Consider the following 18,499-nt stretch of genomic DNA (forward strand, 5'->3'; position numbering starts at 1 on the left):
AAAAATTTGACAGTTTCTAAAGGCGAATCGGTTAATTGCTTTCAAGCAATATTATATCATCTTTTATTAAAAATTATTATTATTCGCACTAAGAAATATTATAATTAATTTCACTTTAATCAAAATTGAAAGCTTTTACATCTTTGATATAATATTTATCTTGTTTTATAAAATAATCATACATAATGTTATTTGGTTGATTTATTAATTTTATTCCAATTAAAATAATATTATAATTAAAAATCATGAGGTAAACTATGAAAATTCAAACCACTAAAGATATTAGATCAACTCTTTATCAACAAATTTTAGACTTACGAAAAGAAGTTTTTATAAAAGAACAACATGTTCCTGCTAATTTAGAACTTAAAGATGAACAGGGACCTATTTATTATGGTGGCTTAATAAATAATAACCTTGTTTGTTGCGCTCGTGTTAAAGAAGAACACGATAAAACATGGCATATCCAAAGAGTAGCAACTAAAGCAACTTTTCGTGGCCAAGGACTTAATTCACAACTAATCAAAAGAATTGAAAATGATGCCCAGGCTAAAGGGATTTCTACTCTAATTTTAGGAGCCCAAGATCAAGCACAAGGTTTTTATCTAAAACTGGGCTTTAAAGTTGTTGGGGATGCTTTTATTGATGCAGGTATAAGTCATCATATGATGCAAAAGAAAATATAATTTAACATAATTTTTGAAATGTAAAAAGGAGCAAATCGCTCCTTTTTTATTTATTAAAATCATACTCACTAACAGGTGAAAAACTACGTCTATGAATTGGAGTTGCACCAAATTCTTTAAGTGCGGCAATATGTTTTGCTGTCCCATAACCAGCATTATGCTCAAAATCATATTGAGGATAGACCTTGGCGTAATCATTCATTAATTCATCCCTAAAAACCTTGGCAATAATTGATGCAGCCGCAATCGAATTAGATTTACTATCGCCTTTAATTAGTTCAATTTGTTTAATATCAACTGGTACATTCATTGCATCTACAAGCAATAAATCAGGCTTAATAGCTAAGTTATTTACTGCTTGAGCCATTGCCACACGATCAGCTTCGTAAATGTTGATTCTATCAATCAATTCAGGACTACCAACTCCAATTCCGACTGCAACTGCTTTATCCAAAATTTGGGGATAAAGTTCTAACCTCTTTTTGGGACTTAATTTTTTAGAGTCATTAACTTCAACTAAATCAAAGCTATCATCTAAAATAACAGCAGCTGTTACAACGGGGCCAGCAAGTGGCCCACGTCCTACTTCATCAACACCAGCAACAATTGAACCAGCTTTCCAAGCCTTTTGCTCATACTGGAAACGATTCATAAAAGCTGCCTTGGCTTTTGCAAGTTTTGCAAGTCGTTTATTGTAGCTTTCAAGGAGTTTTTGAACGCCTTTGCGCTCATCCTTTTGCAAAAGTGCCAGTGTTTCTGAATCAACCTCACCTTGTAATATTTCTTTTATTTCTTTAATACTCATGCTTCAACTTTTTCTAAATTAATTCTACCTAGTCGGCCTTTACGTAACTGATTAAGCAAGAATAAGCTCATCTTTTCATAATCATCTCGCATACCATATTTTTCTGTCATTGCGAGTAATAGCTCAGGCAATGGTAAATCATTTACACTTTGTTCAGATAAACGACTAAATTTTACCAAGCTCTTAAAATAATTTTCTTTCAAGTATTCCATTACAAATAATGCAACATCATCCGCATGAAACACACTTTCTTTAATTGAGCCAAGAGCAGCTAGCCTAAAGCCAACAGCTTGATCTTCAAATTTTGGCCAAAGAATACCAGGTGTATCAAGAATTTGTACACTTTCACTTGTTTTAAGCCAACTTTGCCCTTTGGTTACACCTGGACGATCACCAACAATAGCGACATTTCTACCAACTAAGCGATTAATGATTGTTGATTTACCACAGTTAGGAATTCCAACTAAGCAAATTCTAATGGTAGGATTGCTGGCCCCTTTAGCTTCCAGCTTATCAATCCGATCTTTAGCTGCTAACTTAATCAACTTAAATAAAGGAGCCATATTGGTATTGTGTTGAGCATCTAGCTTGAGGACGAACTTTCCGTCACTTTTTAACTTAGCTTCCCATTTATTAATTTCATTAGGGTCAGCTAAATCAGCTTTATTTAAGATAATAATATGGGGCTTATCCCCTACTATGTCACTAATTAAAGGATTTCTTGATGAAGCAGGAATTCTTGCATCAACTACTTCTACAATCACATCAAGTAAACTTAACTTATCTTCTAATTGAACCCGTGCCTTGTTCATGTGGCCAGGATACCATTGAATTGCCATGTAAAAAATCCTTTCATTTTTATAATTTTATACCTGAAAAAGGGCGTCAGTATTTATAATACCATGATTTGTTGTTGCAGCTAACACTTTCTTTTAACAAAAAAGCACCTAATGGTGCTTTAATCTTCCTTTGATCCCAAAAATAAAATTTCAGCCATCAAAGTCTCACGATATAATTTTAAAAAACCTTCACGATATTTTTGTTCACTCTGGGCAATCTGACCTAAATAATTGCGCTCTAGTCGAAAGGCATAGCGATAAACTTCATCTCGAAATTCTCGATCATGTGGCTTCAAATCTGGTCGACGCACGGTCGTATTCATTTCTTTCAAGAAATCCTTCATTGATACCTCATCTAATTGGGCCTTTAGGTCATATAACAACTGCCTACGCAAAGGTTCAGGTAAATAAATTTTGTCCAGTTCAAGCATAGCATACTCAACCATATTTTTTCTAACTTTGCGCATTTCCTTAATTTGGTCAAGATCCGCTACTTTTTTTGGCAATAAGAACCTAAAAACAAAGGTCGGAACAACCATACTTAAAATAATTAAAGTAGAACTTGCCAATAAAGCAAAATGAATATCAGATAACTTAATAGTTTCCTCAGTTAAAGTATAAGCGAGGGCAAAAGTAACAGCACCATGAATTCCTCCCAAACTAAAAGTCCAAGCTCGCTTTTGATTGTGCCTAAATTCTGTTAAAAAAGTATAGAAGTATCGAACCAAGACATTAATTACATATAAAAATGCCCCAACTAAAATTGCCATAATTGTTTGTGCATTAAAAATATCTTCTTCTAAGAGTCTAATCAATACTAGCCCTAAAATTACAAAGACAGAGCCATTCAAAACATCTGTAAAAATATTGCTTAATTGATTTCCAACAAAAACCATTTGCGGATTGGTCAACTTACTTCTCTGGTGTTCTGCATTATGGACTAACCCCGCAACAACAACTGTAATTACACCTGATACATGGATTTCTTCAGCAAAAAATACAACAAAAATGGTGTCATCAAATAAGCTATTTGAACAGGTGTATTCAGAGAGAAATTACTATTATCTAAACTACTAGATTGCATAGTTTTTTGTCTAATCATTGCTAATAGTAAAGAACTAATAATTCCTAAAACAATACCACCTACAACAGAAATGAATAATTGACCAACAGATTCAATAATTACCAAATTCTTATTAACATACCAACTGACCATCATGGCTAGTAAAATCAAACCAGATGCATCATTAAATAACGATTCATTTCTAAGATAATAGGCAACTTTTCTTGGAACCTTTAGACCATGTGTAACACTTTCACCAGCCGTGGCATCAGTAGGGGTAGCAATTGCAGCAAGTAAAAAACAAAAGGCCATACTCATGCCAGTTAAGTAATACAAACTAAAGCCAGCTACTAATTCAATTATTACAATCATGACTACTGTCAAGCCAACTATTGATTTCCAAAATCTCTTAACATAATAAAGCTGTGTATTTTGTCCTTCAAAAAACAGTAATGGTGCAACAATAAGCTCCATAAAAACTTCAGATTGAAAATCTTCCACTAAATTATTTAATAAAGGCACTAACCCTAGTATCATTCCAAAAAACAAAGCCACATAATTGACTGAGATTTTGTGGAAATATGCTTTTTGAAAAACCATCGCCAAATTAGTTGTAAACAAAATCACTAAGGTTGAAATTAAAATATCCACGTATCATCACCTTCTAAAATAAAAAAGCCAGGAGAATATCCTGGCCTTACATATTATCTTTATACAATTCATATGCTCGATCAAAAATTGTCATACTTGGTAAATATGAAGCATTTAATTCCAAATAATCAGACAATTTTTCATAATCCTGCTCTTGTTTTGGAAATTGTTGATCGTGTTGTGCATTATTAGCAAATTCAGCAATTTCATCATGTGAATCAGGATTTCTTTGTGTCATTAAGAATCGATAAAAACTTTCTCGATAAGCCATGTTAGCTCCTTTATTTAATTAAATAATATGTTGATTTAATATTACTATAAATATAATTGGTTATCAAAAAACTGCAAATTACCAAAGTAATTGCAGCTAAATTTAATTTATTCTGAATAAAACATTACTGCGTAAGCTCCATGCCCAGCGTGAGTTATAATAATCGGACTAGTTTCTTGAATTAAAATATCCATGTCTGGATTAATTTCTTTAAGCTCATTAGCTAATTCTTCCATATCATCTGGTGTATCAACGTAGGAAATACCAAGATGTTTAACATTAGGAGTATTTTTTACCAATTCAATCAAATCTTGATTAAATTTCTTAGTAAACTTCTTTCCTCTTCCCTTTGCTTTTATATTTAAGACATTAGTAGTCATTTCAAGGAAAAGCCTAATATTAAGCAAAGTAGCTACTCTTCCGGCTAAAGCACCAAGGCGCCCACCTTTAATAATATTAGTTAAATCAGGCACCATCATTTCAAGATGCATTTGATCTTGCATTTGTTTAAGACGTGCAATAATTTCATCGAGTCCTTTATCAGCTTGGGCCATTTTAGCAGCTTCTAAAACTTCAAAGCCCATTGCCCGGTCAGTATAACCTGAATCAAAAATTGTTACATCAAAATCTACTAATTCACTAGCTTGTCGAGCAGCATCAACTGTACCGCTCAAGCATTTAGCCATAAAAATCCCCAAAACTTGACTACCATCTGCAGCAAGCTTCTTAAATTCATCTACAAAGCGTCCAATTGCTGGTTGACTAGTTTTAGGTAATTCATTTGCACTATCCATTTTTTGGATAAAGTCTTTTCGAGTAATATCTTCGCCATCAACATATGTCTTATCATCAATCGTAATTGAAAGAGGTACGACAGTAATATCATATTTTTCAATTTCTTCTGGACTTAATTGTACTGATGAATCAGTAATAACTTTAATTTTTGGCAAAACCTTCGCCTTCCCATCCTTTTGGCTTTAACATATCTTGTATTTTTCTTTGGTATACTATAATGTAAGAAATACAGGTAAGCATATGTTTACTACAAGTAAATCAAAAATTCTTTAATATAGTAATAATGAATAAAAAGGACAAACAATGAATTTTAAAAAAATTTGGCAAAAACCGCAACATCAACCAAAAGTTATACCACTTTTGGATAATATATTTTCAGCAATAACTCATGGCATTGGATTTGGTTTAGCAGTTACTGCTCTTGTATTATTAATCATTCGAGCAGCATCAACACATTCACCTTTAAGAGTTGTTACCTTTAGTATTTATGGCGCTAGTTTGGTTTTTTTATATTTATTTTCAACGCTCTATCATTCCTTAATTTATACTAAGGCTAGAAAAGTATTTCAGATTTTTGATCATTCTTCAATATTTCTTTCAATTGCAGGCTGTTATACTCCATATTCTTTAGTTGCAATTGGTGGTATTAAGGGGTGGTTAATTTTTGGCATAATTTGGGGAATTACAGTTTTTGGAATTTTATATTACATACTAGCAAAAAACAAAAATAGCATCATTGAAGTTATTATGTATATTGCAATGGGCTGGCTGGTAATTTTTTCAGCTCCGCAGTTATACAGTTATCTTGGAACAACTGGTTTTTGGTTACTAGTTGCTGGCGGAATAAGTTACACAATTGGAGCACTCTTTTATTCAATGATCGGTGTACCAATGATGCACACAGTTTGGCATTTATTTGTTTTAGCTGGTTCTATTTTGATGTTCTTTTCAGTATTATTTTATGTTTAATAAGTTAATAGCTGGTAAACTTCATTCTTTGAATGATGATTACCAGCTTTTTTGATTTAGATATTAAAACCCTTTACAAAATTCTTCTAATCGTAAAAAGTCAGGACACAATTTTTGTAAATTTATATGTTTCTCTTTTTCCGTTGTAATTAATCTATATAAAATGTGTGAATTATGAATAATTTTATCTTCATATTTATTAATTATTCTCCATTGATTATAAAGTAAGTACCTGTATTTTTCATTTTCATCATCAAAAATAATTTCTTGATACAGTCCTTTTTTCACTGGAAGCATATTATTAATATTCAATACCCCTAAGAACTTATTATTGTGTTGTATTTTAAAAAAAGTTAAATTATTTTTCATGTATTTATGTTTAGGCTTAGGAGACCCCATAGGTATAAAATATTTTTGAGAATTTTCTTGAACTATGATTCCAACATATGGTCTCTGATTATTACCATGATTGATTTTTATATTTTTATCAATTTTTGATAATTGGCATAAATAGTCAGAATCAATTTTATAAAATTTTAGGCTCATAATTCTTCCCCCCCTTTTATAAAAATACGCATAAAAAAAGATTGCCTAATAGGCAACCCTTCTCTCTTTTAATTCTCACTTAGAGCTGAGATACACTCCTCTTTTAATTCTCACTTAGAGCTGAGATACACTCCTCTTTTAATTCTCACTTAGAGCTGAGATACACTCCTCTTTACATATTTATTCTACTAAATTTTAAAAATTATAGCAAATATATAACTTGTTATTCTGCAATAAAATTCTTAATTGCTTCTTCTTCATTAGCTACTTTGCCATCAACAACAGCTTCGGTAATTTTCGCTAACATCTCTCCTAAACTTGGACCCGGCTTAATTCCCCACTCAATTAAGGTAGATCCATCAATGACAAGCTCTTTATTATTTTTAATAGGTAGAGCAACATAACGGTCTATCATTGCTTCACTATTGACTGGCTGCCCCAAAATTCTAGCTACATCACAAGCAGACATAACTGTATCTTGTCCTGCAAGGAATAGTTCATAATCAGACGGACTGTGATCTGATAATAAGTCAAAGAAAAATACAATTTCTTCAACATTCCGAGCCATCTGATTGGAATTCTTCCAATCTCTCATAAATGCAGGAATTTGTTCATTTGGCAACTTCAATAAAATTGCAATAATTGCCCAAACACTCGCTTCAGTTGATGGCGAAAAAGTTAAACTTGGGAAAACTGATAGTTGCTCTTTTTTTCCGCGAAAATCTGGTACTTCTTCGCTTAGTTGTGTATCTAAAAAGACCTGAAATGCACTTCTAGCATGTGGTCCCACACACATCTTAACGAATTCTTCTCGAATACGTTCAACAGAAATCTTACTTAATAATTCATGATGGTCACAAATTGCTTGTCTAGTCTTTTCTTCTAGAGAGAACTTCAACTGACTCATGAATCGAACTGCCCGCATCATTCGTAAAGCATCTTCATTAAAACGCTTTTCTGGATCTCCTACAGCTTTAATCAGACCCTGATTTAAATCATCTAATCCATTAAACAAGTCATGAATATTGCCATATTCATCCATTGCCAAGGCATTAATGGTAAAATCACGTCGTTTCAAATCTTCTTCTAGATTTTGAACAAATTCGACATGATCAGGACGTCGATAATCCTGATAGCCTGATTCTGTTCTAAAAGTCGTAATTTCATAACTATCATCATTGTATAAAACAGTTACAGTGCCATGTTGTATACCAGTATCAATACTTCTCTCAAAAAGTTGCTTAACTTCTTCTGGATATGCACTAGTTGCAATATCAACATCGTGAATGTGACGATTCAGTAACAAATCTCGAACACTTCCACCAACAAAGTAAGCCTCATAGCCAGCTTGTGTTAAAGTTTGCACAACTGGCAAGGCTTTCATAAATATTTCAGGTAAAGAATTAATTTTCATATCTTAAAATCATCATTTCTCATTTTAATTTTGTTATCAAAGTTTGTTAAAATAAAAAGTGCAATACATTACGGAGGGTATCATAATGAAAGTAACTAATCTCAAATTTAAAATTACGCCTAGTTTTATCATTGAACTTATAATGATTGCACTTGGCTCCGCCATCTATGGACTAAGCATTAATATGATTAGTATTCCCAATCAGTTAACTGATGGAGGTTTAAGTGGTATTTCCTTATTACTATTCCATTGGTGGAAAGTAAACCTAGGATTCAGCACACTTATTTTAAACATCCCTTTAATTCTAATTGGTTTTCGCTTTTTAGGCAAAAAACTCATGATTGAAACTTTATGGGGGACAATTTGCTTATCCTTTTTCTTAAATTTTTGGCGTCTAATACCTATTATAAACCAATTGAATTTAGAGCACGACCTATTATTGGCAGCAATTTCCGCTGGACTACTTTCTGGTCTAGGATTAGGAATTGTCTTTCGGTATAATGGCACAACTGGTGGCTCTGATATAATCGCTCGTATTTTACAACAAGAAAAAGATATTAAAAGCGGAAAAACATTTTTCATAATTGACGTAATCGTGCTAGTTCTTTCACTTTCATATATTGATATTCGCCATATTATGTACACTTTAATTGCCAGTTATATTGCTACTACTTTGATAGATATCGTGCAACAAGGTGGTAACAAGGCAAAAGCGGTCTTTATTATATCTGATAAATATGAAGAAATTGCGAAGATGATTGATTTAGAGTTAGATCGTGGCTATAGCTTTTTAAATGGTGAAGGGGGCTATGATCGCAGTCAAAAACATATTATCTACTGCATTGTTGCCAATTATGAAATTCAAGCAGTTAAGGCAATTGTTTTAAGAGAAGATCCTAAAGCATTTATGACAATTTTTGATGCTAATGAAGCTTTAGGAGAAGGAATGAGCTATAACCGAAAGAAGCGAAACTTTTTTATCAGGCGATAGAATTAAATAAAGAGGATGTTGAAAAACACCCTCTTTTATTTTTGGAAACTAAATATTCCAAAATAAAAAGTATTTTGATATTATTATTCTAGATTTTGGTATAAAGCTAATACCAAGATTTAGTAACTTTAGCGGCTACACACCCCTCACACAACTTAAAAGTTACGGAGGTGAGAGCCATGCTAAATTGGATAGACTGGAGTTGTAAAGCTAATTGATTTTAGCTTATGCTATCGCAATAAGCCTTGTCTTAAATGCCTGTGGCATCTTTGCCATTCGTTTAGCAATCGCTTATGTGATAACAAAAAAAGCTAATCATAAAGATTAGCTAAACAACCTAGTCGTTCAAAGTTACGATTGAGGTCAATGAGGTAAGAGCTCATCGGCCTCTTTTCATTTACAGATTATACACTAAAAAGTTTGGTATTCCAAATATTTTTAAATCTTATGTATTCTTATTCACTGCTTGTTATATTTTTTCATAATTATAACTCAAGAGATACTAACTGTCTTTTTATACATTACAGTTAGATATTTTCTAAATACTTTAGATAATTATATTCTTGCATAAACATATGCTTAATACGATTTCTGACTAGGAAGATATTTATCTACTCTGCCAAAGATTGCCAAGCATTTTCCCTTATAGAAATGTATTCCAAAATAAAAAGTATTTTGATATTATTATTCTAGATTTTGGTATAAAGCTAATACCAAAATTTAGTAACTTTAGCGGCTACACACCCCTCACACAACTTAAAAGTTACGGAGGTGAGAGTCATGCTAAATTGGATAGACTGGAGTTGTAAAGCTAGTTGATTTTAGCTTATGCTATCGCAATAAGTCTTGTCTTAAATGCTTGTGGCATCTTTGCCATTCGTTTAGCAATCGCTTATGAGATAACAAAAAAAGCTAATCATAAAGATTAGCTAACAAAACCAGTCGTTCAAAGTTACGATTGAAGTGGGCGAGGTCGCATCTCGCTCACTTCTTTTCATTTACAGATTATACACTAAAAAGTTTGATATTCCAAACCTTTTCTTTTTGGATTATCTATCAAAGCGCTTATATTCCAAAGCATCTTTCGCAGCTAGGTTCAACAAATTCCATTGTCGGTCATAACTTGGTGAGAAGAAAAAGTCTTGTTCAACTAAGTCTTCAAGAGTTAACTTTTGTCTAATAGCCAAACTTAAAACATTTGTTAGTGGAACTTGCGCTGGCCCACCTAAAACACCACCACCTAAAATTTGATGACTTGCTTTATTATAAATTAAGTAAGTCAAAACTTTAGTATTATGATCTTCAGGAATATAAGCTGGTCTAATTCTATCCTTATAAATACTAATTTTGGCATCAATTTTCAAGAAATTCATTGCTCGTAAATTAAGCCCAGTAATTGCTGCATGAGCATCGAAAACTTCAAGCACTTGAGCACCTACTAAACCAGGAAATGGTCTGCTTGGCTTAGCTTCAAACAAATGATCAACTAAGTATTGAGCTTCATGCCGTGCAGCAACTGCAGATGGATTAGGTGCATATGTATTAGCCGGAATTGAAAATGGCCAGATTGCATCACCAATTGCATAAACATCAGCTGCACTAGTTCTAAAGTAATCATCTACTTGAATATAGCCCATCTTGTTTAATTCAATTGCACCATCTAAGTAGTCAGTCGCAGGTTTTATGCCAGCCGCAATAATAACCAAATCTGCCGCAACTTCACCTTTATCAGTTACCACTTTGCTTACCTGACCATTTTCACCAGTAAAACTTTCAACCTTAGTTTCCATCATTAAATTGACATGATGTTTTTCCATTTCAGAAGCAAAAACGTTAGTAAATTCCTCTGGAAGATAATTTTCAAGTGGGCGTTTCCCTGCATCAATCAAGGTAACATTCTTGCCATACTTTTCCATTACTTCAACAGCATTAATACCATTGCCTGCACCAATTACAACTACATTCTTAATATTAGGATTATTTTTAGCTGCATCAATTTTTTGAGCAGCTTCATAACCTCGCATCAAATAAATATTTGCTAGATCATTACCCGGAACTGGAAGATTGGCTGCATTTACACCAGACGAAATTATTAGCTTATCATAGTGGACCTGTTCTAATTCACCATTTTTTATATTTTTAACAGTAATTTGTTTAGATTGGGGATTTACTTCCACTACTTCATGACCTGAAACTACTTTTCCTCCCCTTGCTTCTAAATCTTCAGGAGCAAAATTTCGTACATCGTTGATTCCTGTTGTTTTCTGCTCTAAGAACAACTTCATCCCACATGACATAAATGAAACAAAGTCCCCTGCTTCATAAATAGTTACATCTAAGCCTTGATACTTATCTAATAGTTCAATTGCTGCTTCATGGCCACCATGAGATGCGCCAATAATTACAATTTTTTCTTGCATAAATACAACCTCCTAATTCAGTTGCTTAAAATCTACCCGTAATTCACTACTATTCGAATTACAATTCAAGTTTAGGACTTTGAAGTTTTTATACCAAAGAATCTGCTTATAAAATTGCAACAAATTATTTGGTTGTATTTTGCTGCTTATTATGCATTTATTAAGCTAGTTGATTAGCTCTTATGAAATAACAAAAAAGATTGGAAGTACGAACTTCCAATCTTTTCACTTATTAATACCAAGTAGTATTATCTACGATCTTCTTGGTGTTATCTGCAATATTTTTAGCACTATCCTTAAGTTGTGAAGTGTTTCTAGCAGTAACCATTGAAGCAATTGCATTAGCCATTTGAATCATGTTAGATTTCTTTTGTAATTGAACCATTTCTTGTTGTCTTTGAGCTAACAATTGTTGGTTTTGTAAGTTTTCTCTTTGAGCAGCTAATGAATCATCTAATTGTTGCTTCATAACCATTTGATCGTTCAAAACATTGTCGCGATATGCATCTTCCTTGAAGACTTTAACCATTTCTTTAATATTTTCAGCTTCGTGATTTTTCAAAATACTAATAAAGTGAGCAACAGAATCTAATGAATAATAATCAACTGGATACCAAGAAGCTGTCTTTTCTTGCATTTCATTCTTAATTGCAGTAATTTCTGTTGAAAGAATTGCACATTGTTGATCAATCTTAGCATTGCGAGCTCGAGCAGCTTGATTATGGTCTTCATCTTGTGCAGTCAACTTAGCATTTTCTGAGGCAACTTTACTATTGTAATTATTGCAATATAGATAAACAACAATAAGTCCAACAAAATGCCCCAAAATAGCTACTACCCAAATTAAAACATTGGGATAAGAAAAGAATAATGCAAATTCAAATAAAAAATCAAAAATCAAAAAGCCAATTTTAGTCTTTTTAAATTTGTTTTTATATTTATCTTGAAGTAGAACTAGTGGTATTCCAATTGATACAGCACCTATTACTATTCCCCAAAATACACCGCTCCAAGTAGTTTTCGGATTAACCATTGGATAAACAAATGAAGTAAAAACATAACCAAAAAAGAGACAAACCAAAAATACTTGCATCAACTTTCCCATGTCCGAAGTAATCTCTTCAGTTGTAATTTTTTTCTTTAAATTACTTTGTTGTAATTCAATCCGATCCTTTTCTAAGTTCATAACATTAGTAACTCGATCATTTATCTTATTTAAATAATCTTGAACTTGAAAAAGACCATTTAGCAAATCATTTCCTTCAGGTAAAACATTTCCTTTATTCATATCCATTGCATATATCTCCCTAATGATTGTTATTCCCCAAAAATTAATTCTTCTTGCGTTTAAATCCTACAAACATACCTAAACCAGCTAAGATTGAACCCATAGCAGCAAGAACATTTTCGTTATCGCCAGTTTGTGGTAATTGCTTACCATAGTGTTCTTCAACACGTGATTTAATTGGCATCTTAACAGTTCTTTGTGTTAAAGCAGCTGAAGTTAATTTATCAGTTGAAACAGCAACCTTCTTTTGACTGGTTATAACTTCTTGAGCAGGTGCAATTACGACTGGCTTAACTTCTGGAGCCTTAATATCTGCTGGTTCTTCTGTTGCTTTAACTTCTTCTGACTTCTTTGCATCTTCTGATGACTTAGTGTCGTCTGACTTCTTGCTATCTTCTGATGGCTTAGTGTCGTCTGACTTCTTTGCATCTTCTGAAGGCTTAGCTTCTTCTGACTTCTTGCTATCTTCTGATGGCTTAGCTTCTTCTGACTTCTTGCTATCTTCTGAAGGCTTAGCTTCTTCTGACTTCTTGCTGTCTTCTGATGGCTTAGTGTCGTCTGACTTCTTGCTGTCTTCTGATGACTTAGTGTCGTCTGACTTCTTGCTATCTTCTGATGGCTTAGCTTCTTCTGACTTCTTGCTATCTTCTGATGGCTTAGCTTCTTCAGCTTTCTTAGCTTCTTCTGACTTCTTTGCTTCAGTAAGTTTAGCTTGAGCTTCGGCTAAAACTTGTTTAGCAGCAGCTAAATCAGCTTGAGCTTTTTCTAAAGCCTTTTGAGCATCTTGATTGTTAACAGTTGCAATAGCATATGCATCGTGAACACTCTTATTGCTTTCAAGGCGAGCCTTAGCGTCACTAACAGCCTTATTAACCGCATTGATTTGAGCATTCATATTGTCAATTGTAGCTTGAGCTTTAGCAACAACTTTCTTATTAGCTGTCAAAGCTGTATCTGCCTGTTCAAAGAATTGTCTTGCTGCATTTAAAGCAAATCCCGTTATTGCTGAAGCTTGAATAGAAGCTTGATGTGCATCTTGTGCCTCTTTTAAAGCCACTTTGTCTTGTGCATGCTTTGCGTCGTAGTTAGCTAAGGCAGTCTTGGCATCATTTAGCGTGCGACTAGCATCAGCTAATTTAGCGTTAGCAGCGGTTAAAGCGGCGTTTGCAGTAGCCATTTCGTCATTTGCATGATCTAAAGTCTTTTGAGCAGTAGTTAAGGCAGTTTGTGCATCAGCTTGAGCTTTGCTTGCTTTTTGAGCTTGCGTTTGAGCTGACTTTGCATTAGTTTCACTTTCAGCAGCAGTCTTTTCAGCTTCTGACAAAGTGCGTGCAGCGTCATTGGCAGTTGTTACAGCGCCACTTAAACTTCTTTGAGCATTGTCTAAAACAGTTTGTGCAGCAGTTAAATGGTCGCCAGCTTCACTTTGACTAGCCTTAGCAGCATTTAAGTTATCATTAGCAGTCTCCATTGCAGATTTTGCAGCGTTTGTAGCTTGATCAGCATTAGCCTTATCATCGCTAGACTTTTGAGCAACGGCTTGAGCAGCGGTTAAGGCACTAGTTAAGGCTTTCATCTTATCGTTAGCAACTGTTAATTGAGCATTAAGATCAGTTACCTTGGCTGTTTCATTATTGATATCTTCATTAGCAGCGGCGGCGTCACGTTTAGCTTGAGCCTTATCAATTGGTGAAACAAGCTTAGCTTGGAACATTTCTGGATGTTCTAAGTAGCTGTTAGGAGCTGTAATAACGTGCGTAGAAACTTCAGCAGTACCAAGATTGTTAAAGCTTATACCGAAATATTCAGAATTAGCATGATCAGTTTGATAAAGAACACCAAGTAAATCAGACATATGATGCCATTCATCGGGTGTCATGACTAACTCTAAAATATTATAGTAGACATAAGATTTAAGTGAATCCATGCTTATATTATAATTACCTGTGAATACCCACTGTCCGTCTTCATACTTATTGTATTTCTCATATTCATCATCTGATAAAGGATAAAAATTACCTTGTTCATCAGACTTAGGTTGATCACCAAGATACCAATTAGTCATATCTTCATAATATTGGCCACCATCTTTAAATCCGTATTGCCCCATAACAGAAGTGATAACTGGAACATCATGACCTTTGTCGTCAGAAATAATACGGTGATCAGCGGTATAACCAGCTGCAATTTTATCAGCAGCTTCCATAAAGGTTTCACTGACAGTCACTGGCTTAGAGCCAACTTGAGCACGAACTTGGTTAAGTAAATCAGCTGCAAATTGTGCAAGTTCAAGTTTTTGTTCGTGAGTCAAGTTCATCACATTAACAATGCGCAACTTGTCATAGTCATTCGACTTGTAATCATTCATATTACGAGAAATATGAATAGCTGGTACCATGTCAGACTTGAATTGATCACTATTCACTGCCTTAACAGCATATGCCAGTGGGTCATCGCTAGCTTGGGCTAATTGAGTGTACTTCTTAATAACATTAACTTGTTCATCAGACAAAGTTAAGGTATTTTCAAAGTAGCGACTTGCTTCGTAGTAACGCATCTTAGCAGTTTCTAAGTCGGTTTTAGCTGCTTGAAGCTTAGATTGTAAATCGTTAACGGCAGCTTGGGCATTATCAAAATTTGTTTGAGCAGTGGCCACAGCATCATTTGCTTCAGCTAATTTCTTAGCAGCGTCACTAGCGCGATTTGTAGCTTCTTCAGCTGCTTTTTGAGCATCATCAAAAGCTTGTTGAGCAGCACTTACAGCGTCATCCTTAGCAGTCTTGTCAGACTTAGCTTGATCAAGTGCAGCTTGGGCAGTTTGAGTGCCAGCTTGAGCAGTTTTGACAGCAGCTTGCGCCTTGTCATTTTCTGCTTGAGCGGTGGCTACTGCAGCTTTAGCACTAGCAAGTTTAGCTTCAGCATCTTTTTGAGCTTGATTTGACTTTTCAAGTTCAGCATTTGCTTCGTTCACCTTAGTTTGAGCAGCATCCACACCTGCTTGAGCTTGGGAAACAGCTTGCTTTTTAGTGTTGACAACGCCAGTTGCCTCTTCAGCAGCTTTTTGAGCAGCATCAGCAGTTTCTTGAGCCTTGTCAGCTTTTTCTTGGTAACTCGTATCATAAGCTGCTTGCTTACTTCTCAAGTTAGCCCATGTTTTATCAAATTGAGCATTTGCTTTGTCGTCTTCTGCTTGAGCTTTATTAAGTCGTTCCTTGAGCTCATCAGCATTTTGAGTTAATTCAGGAGTTTTAGCAGATTCAGCTGCTTTTGTTTCTTCTGCCTTAGCTAATTCACTCTTAGCTGAAGTAATCTTATCAGGTGCTTCTTTAATAGTTGCATTATCTTCAGCGTCTTGCTTGTTAGCTTCATCATTAGCAGCTTTTGCTTTTTCAAGAGCTGCAGCAGTTTGGTTAGCCTTGTCGACGGCTGTATCTGCGCTTGCTTGAGCAAGTTTTTCATTAGCTTGTGCTAAGTTGACATTAGCAGTAGCTGTATCAACAGATGAGGTAGACTTAGTTTGAGTTTCATTATTATCAGTAGTTTTCACATCAGCTTTTACAGTAGTGGTTTTAGAAGCCATAAGTAGAGCTACTGCAATAGTTGCTGAAGTAATCAATTTATTTGTCTTCATAATATTTCCTCCAAAAGAATTGATAAACTATTTTCCCCTAATAGTTAAATTTAAATACTTTGCACTATGTGAGCCTTGTTGGCAAGAAAAGGCCTAGAACCAGAACTCCATTCCAGTTGAAGACCTTTTCTACGTTTAAAGAAAGAATAAGTATATAAGTTTTTGTAGTTTGAAAAATGTAAGATATTTGGGCATCAATTATTTAATAAGATTTAAATAACTAGCAGGTGCCCATTGTTGATCGGTACCTAAACGATAGTAAGTTCTACCGTTAATGGTCTTTCTGGCAAATACTTTCCAGTTACTATTAGTTGAAATGTATTTGCCAGTGTAATTGCCTTCACCATCAAGTAAGGCAATCATCCAGCCTGGATTGTTGTTAATTACTGGGGCGTGGGCAATTCCTGAAATAGCTTCTTCTGTACTTGAAGGAGTTTCACTCTTAGTTGGAGCTACTGTTTTGGCAGTTTCGCTTGCCTTGAATTGTAAGAATCTTTCTGGAACCCATTGCTTGTCAGTACCCAAACGGTAGTATGTTGTACCGTTAATAGTCTTCTTAGCATATACTTTCCAGTTACTGTTGGTTGGGATGTACTTACCAGTGTAGTTGCCTTCACCATCAAGTAATGCAATCATCCAACCAGGGTTATTGTTAATTACTGGGGCGTATGCAACACCTGATACTGCTTCTTCTTTAGCTGCAGTGGTTTGGGTTGCTGGTGTTTCTTTGCTTTCAGTCTTTGTAGGAGTTGTTGACTTAGCAGATTCAGTTAATTTAACTTCTAAGAACTTACCTGGAACCCATTGTTTATCTGTACCTAAACGGTAGTAATCTTCACCATTAACAGTCTTCTTAGCTAATACCTTCCAGTTACTGTGGTTGGGATGTATTTGCCAGTGTAATTGCCTTCGCCATCAAGTAACGCAATCATCCAGCCAGCGTTGTTGTTAATTACAGGAGCATATGCAACACCTGATACTGCTTCTTCTTTACTATCCTTAGTTTGAGTTGCAGTTTCCTTTGCTGGTGTTTCTTTAGTTTCTGTCTTTGCAGGAGTTTCAGTCTTAACTGGTTGAGCTGACTTTACAGTTACGAACTTAGCTGGAACCCATTGCTTATCTGTACCTAAGCGGTAGTAATCTTCACCATTCATTGTCTTCTTAGCGAAGATCTTCCAGTTGGAATCAGTTGAGATGAATTGACCAGTGTAGTTGCCTTCGCCATCTAATAAAGCAATCTTCCACCCACGATTGTTGTTAATTACTGGGGCGTATACTACACCAGTGTATGCGACTTCTTTGCTGTCCTTAGTTTGTGATGCAGCTTCTTTTGCAGGAGTTTCTTTAGTTTCTGTTTTGGCAGGAGTTTCAGTCTTGGCTTGATCAGCTGACTTTACTGTTACATAATCAGCTGAAATCCATTGTTTGTCTGTCCCTAGGCGGTAGTAGACTTCACCATCAATAGTCTTCTTTGCTAAAATCTTCCAATTAGAATTAGTAGCAATATTCTTACCAGTATAATTTCCTTCACCATCTACCAATGGAAGTTTCCAAAAAGGATTAAAGGCAAATTCCGGAACATATGCAATACCAGCAAAGGATTCTTCTTTAGAAATCTTTTTAGGTTTTTCAGGCTGATTTTCTTTAGCTTCTGTCTTTTTGTGGTCTTTTTTCTCTACTACCATTCCACCAGATTGGTGCAAAGTAACTACACCATCCGCACTGATTGCAGCCCCTTTTCCTCCAGTACGATTGGATTCATTTGAAATTGGCATATGAGTTGAAATAGGAATCTTTAGCCCCTCATCTTGAGCAGTAAGAAACATAGGTAAAAGATAATGTTCATTAATTACATCAACAACAGATCCTGAAATAGATTTTGCATCCTTATCAACGTAAATTTTTAGTGGCTTAGTGATAGGTGTTTTATCATTTTCATCAACAAACTTAACAGTTATAAGTTTTTTATTTTTAAGCTCATCACTCGACATTTTTGAAGCAGTTAATTCTGCAGAATCAGTTTTACCAAAAATTGACGTTTCTAAAACATGTTTGTTTTCTGGGCTGTCATCAAGATTATAACCTAGATAATTTAGATATGTTTTAAGGTAATTTATACCGTATATCATT

The 18,499-nt window shown here is 34.5% G+C and carries 17 protein-coding genes; 4 read left to right on the forward strand and 13 right to left on the reverse strand.

Features of this window, described 5'->3' with window-relative positions:
* The first annotated feature begins 257 nt into the window (after nt 1-257).
* Nucleotides 258-686, forward strand: a complete 429-nt coding sequence (locus tag ACNDLV_RS06615; RefSeq protein WP_006586741.1) for a GNAT family N-acetyltransferase — start codon at nt 258-260, stop codon at nt 684-686.
* Nucleotides 687-732: 46 nt separating this feature from the next.
* Here the strand turns inward: ACNDLV_RS06615 and rnhB are convergent, their stop codons facing one another.
* The 6 genes from rnhB to ACNDLV_RS06645 all read right to left on the reverse strand — a co-directional run bounded on the left by rnhB (nt 733) and on the right by ACNDLV_RS06645 (nt 5,265).
* Nucleotides 733-1,491 (reverse strand): ribonuclease HII, encoded by a 759-nt coding sequence (gene rnhB, locus ACNDLV_RS06620; protein WP_006586742.1) that lies wholly within the window; start codon nt 1,489-1,491, stop codon nt 733-735.
* A complete protein-coding gene (gene ylqF / locus ACNDLV_RS06625) occupies nt 1,488-2,330 on the reverse strand; it encodes a ribosome biogenesis GTPase YlqF (protein WP_006587319.1) in 843 nt (280 codons plus the stop codon). Before ylqF ends, rnhB begins: the two co-directional genes overlap by 4 nt.
* Before the next feature lie 119 nt (nt 2,331-2,449).
* Nucleotides 2,450-3,340, reverse strand: a complete 891-nt coding sequence (locus ACNDLV_RS06630) for a cation:proton antiporter domain-containing protein (RefSeq protein ID WP_308444501.1) — start codon at nt 3,338-3,340, stop codon at nt 2,450-2,452.
* A complete protein-coding gene (locus ACNDLV_RS06635) occupies nt 3,295-4,044 on the reverse strand; it encodes a cation:proton antiporter domain-containing protein (RefSeq protein ID WP_034530257.1) in 750 nt (249 codons plus the stop codon). Before ACNDLV_RS06635 ends, ACNDLV_RS06630 begins: the two co-directional genes overlap by 46 nt.
* A 46-nt stretch (nt 4,045-4,090) precedes the next feature.
* The gene (locus ACNDLV_RS06640) at nt 4,091-4,315 is read right to left on the reverse strand and encodes a YozE family protein (RefSeq protein ID WP_006584767.1); all 225 of its coding nucleotides are present in this window, start codon (nt 4,313-4,315) and stop codon (nt 4,091-4,093) included.
* Between the two features lie 107 nt (nt 4,316-4,422).
* Entirely contained in the window at nt 4,423-5,265 is an 843-nt protein-coding gene (locus ACNDLV_RS06645) for a DegV family protein (protein ID WP_006586746.1), read from the reverse strand.
* Nucleotides 5,266-5,413: 148 nt separating this feature from the next.
* On the opposite strand from ACNDLV_RS06645, the gene trhA reads away from it, so the two are divergent.
* Nucleotides 5,414-6,079: a PAQR family membrane homeostasis protein TrhA gene (trhA, locus tag ACNDLV_RS06650; protein ID WP_006586747.1), complete on the forward strand. Its 666-nt coding sequence runs from the start codon at nt 5,414-5,416 to the stop codon at nt 6,077-6,079.
* A 63-nt stretch (nt 6,080-6,142) separates the two neighbouring features.
* Here the strand turns inward: trhA and ACNDLV_RS06655 are convergent, their stop codons facing one another.
* Both ACNDLV_RS06655 and ACNDLV_RS06660 read right to left on the reverse strand, forming a co-directional pair.
* Nucleotides 6,143-6,625: a type III toxin-antitoxin system ToxN/AbiQ family toxin gene (locus ACNDLV_RS06655; RefSeq protein ID WP_006586748.1), complete on the reverse strand. Its 483-nt coding sequence runs from the start codon at nt 6,623-6,625 to the stop codon at nt 6,143-6,145.
* Between the two features lie 223 nt (nt 6,626-6,848).
* On the reverse strand, nt 6,849-8,039 hold the full coding sequence (locus ACNDLV_RS06660; RefSeq protein WP_006586749.1) for a CCA tRNA nucleotidyltransferase: 1,191 nt from the start codon (nt 8,037-8,039) through the stop codon (nt 6,849-6,851).
* 85 nt (nt 8,040-8,124) lie between these two features.
* Here ACNDLV_RS06660 and ACNDLV_RS06665 point away from each other — a divergent pair, with 85 nt between their 5' ends.
* The gene (locus ACNDLV_RS06665; protein WP_006586750.1) at nt 8,125-9,030 is read left to right on the forward strand and encodes a YitT family protein; all 906 of its coding nucleotides are present in this window, start codon (nt 8,125-8,127) and stop codon (nt 9,028-9,030) included.
* 1,049 nt (nt 9,031-10,079) lie between these two features.
* Here the strand turns inward: ACNDLV_RS06665 and ACNDLV_RS06670 are convergent.
* The 4 genes from ACNDLV_RS06670 to ACNDLV_RS06685 all read right to left on the reverse strand — a co-directional run bounded on the left by ACNDLV_RS06670 (nt 10,080) and on the right by ACNDLV_RS06685 (nt 17,005).
* A complete protein-coding gene (locus tag ACNDLV_RS06670; RefSeq protein ID WP_006586751.1) occupies nt 10,080-11,450 on the reverse strand; it encodes an FAD-dependent oxidoreductase in 1,371 nt (456 codons plus the stop codon).
* A 232-nt stretch (nt 11,451-11,682) separates the two neighbouring features.
* Nucleotides 11,683-12,744: a hypothetical protein gene (locus ACNDLV_RS06675; RefSeq protein WP_006586752.1), complete on the reverse strand. Its 1,062-nt coding sequence runs from the start codon at nt 12,742-12,744 to the stop codon at nt 11,683-11,685.
* 37 nt (nt 12,745-12,781) lie between these two features.
* On the reverse strand, nt 12,782-16,369 hold the full coding sequence (locus ACNDLV_RS06680; RefSeq protein WP_006587321.1) for an LPXTG cell wall anchor domain-containing protein: 3,588 nt from the start codon (nt 16,367-16,369) through the stop codon (nt 12,782-12,784).
* A 198-nt stretch (nt 16,370-16,567) separates the two neighbouring features.
* Complete coding sequence (locus tag ACNDLV_RS06685) at nt 16,568-17,005, reverse strand: SLAP domain-containing protein (RefSeq protein WP_006587322.1); 438 nt, start codon at nt 17,003-17,005, stop codon at nt 16,568-16,570.
* Nucleotides 17,006-17,018: 13 nt separating this feature from the next.
* Here ACNDLV_RS06685 and ACNDLV_RS06690 point away from each other — a divergent pair, with 13 nt between their 5' ends.
* Nucleotides 17,019-17,198 carry a hypothetical protein gene (locus tag ACNDLV_RS06690; RefSeq protein WP_034530260.1) on the forward strand — a complete coding sequence of 60 codons (180 nt, stop codon included), beginning with the start codon at nt 17,019-17,021 and terminating at the stop codon, nt 17,196-17,198.
* A gap of 28 nt (nt 17,199-17,226) precedes the next feature.
* Here the strand turns inward: ACNDLV_RS06690 and ACNDLV_RS06695 are convergent, their stop codons facing one another.
* Complete coding sequence (locus ACNDLV_RS06695; protein WP_006587323.1) at nt 17,227-18,498, reverse strand: SLAP domain-containing protein; 1,272 nt, start codon at nt 18,496-18,498, stop codon at nt 17,227-17,229.
* Nucleotide 18,499 lies beyond the last annotated feature (1 nt).

Source organism: Lactobacillus fornicalis (assembly GCF_055362665.1).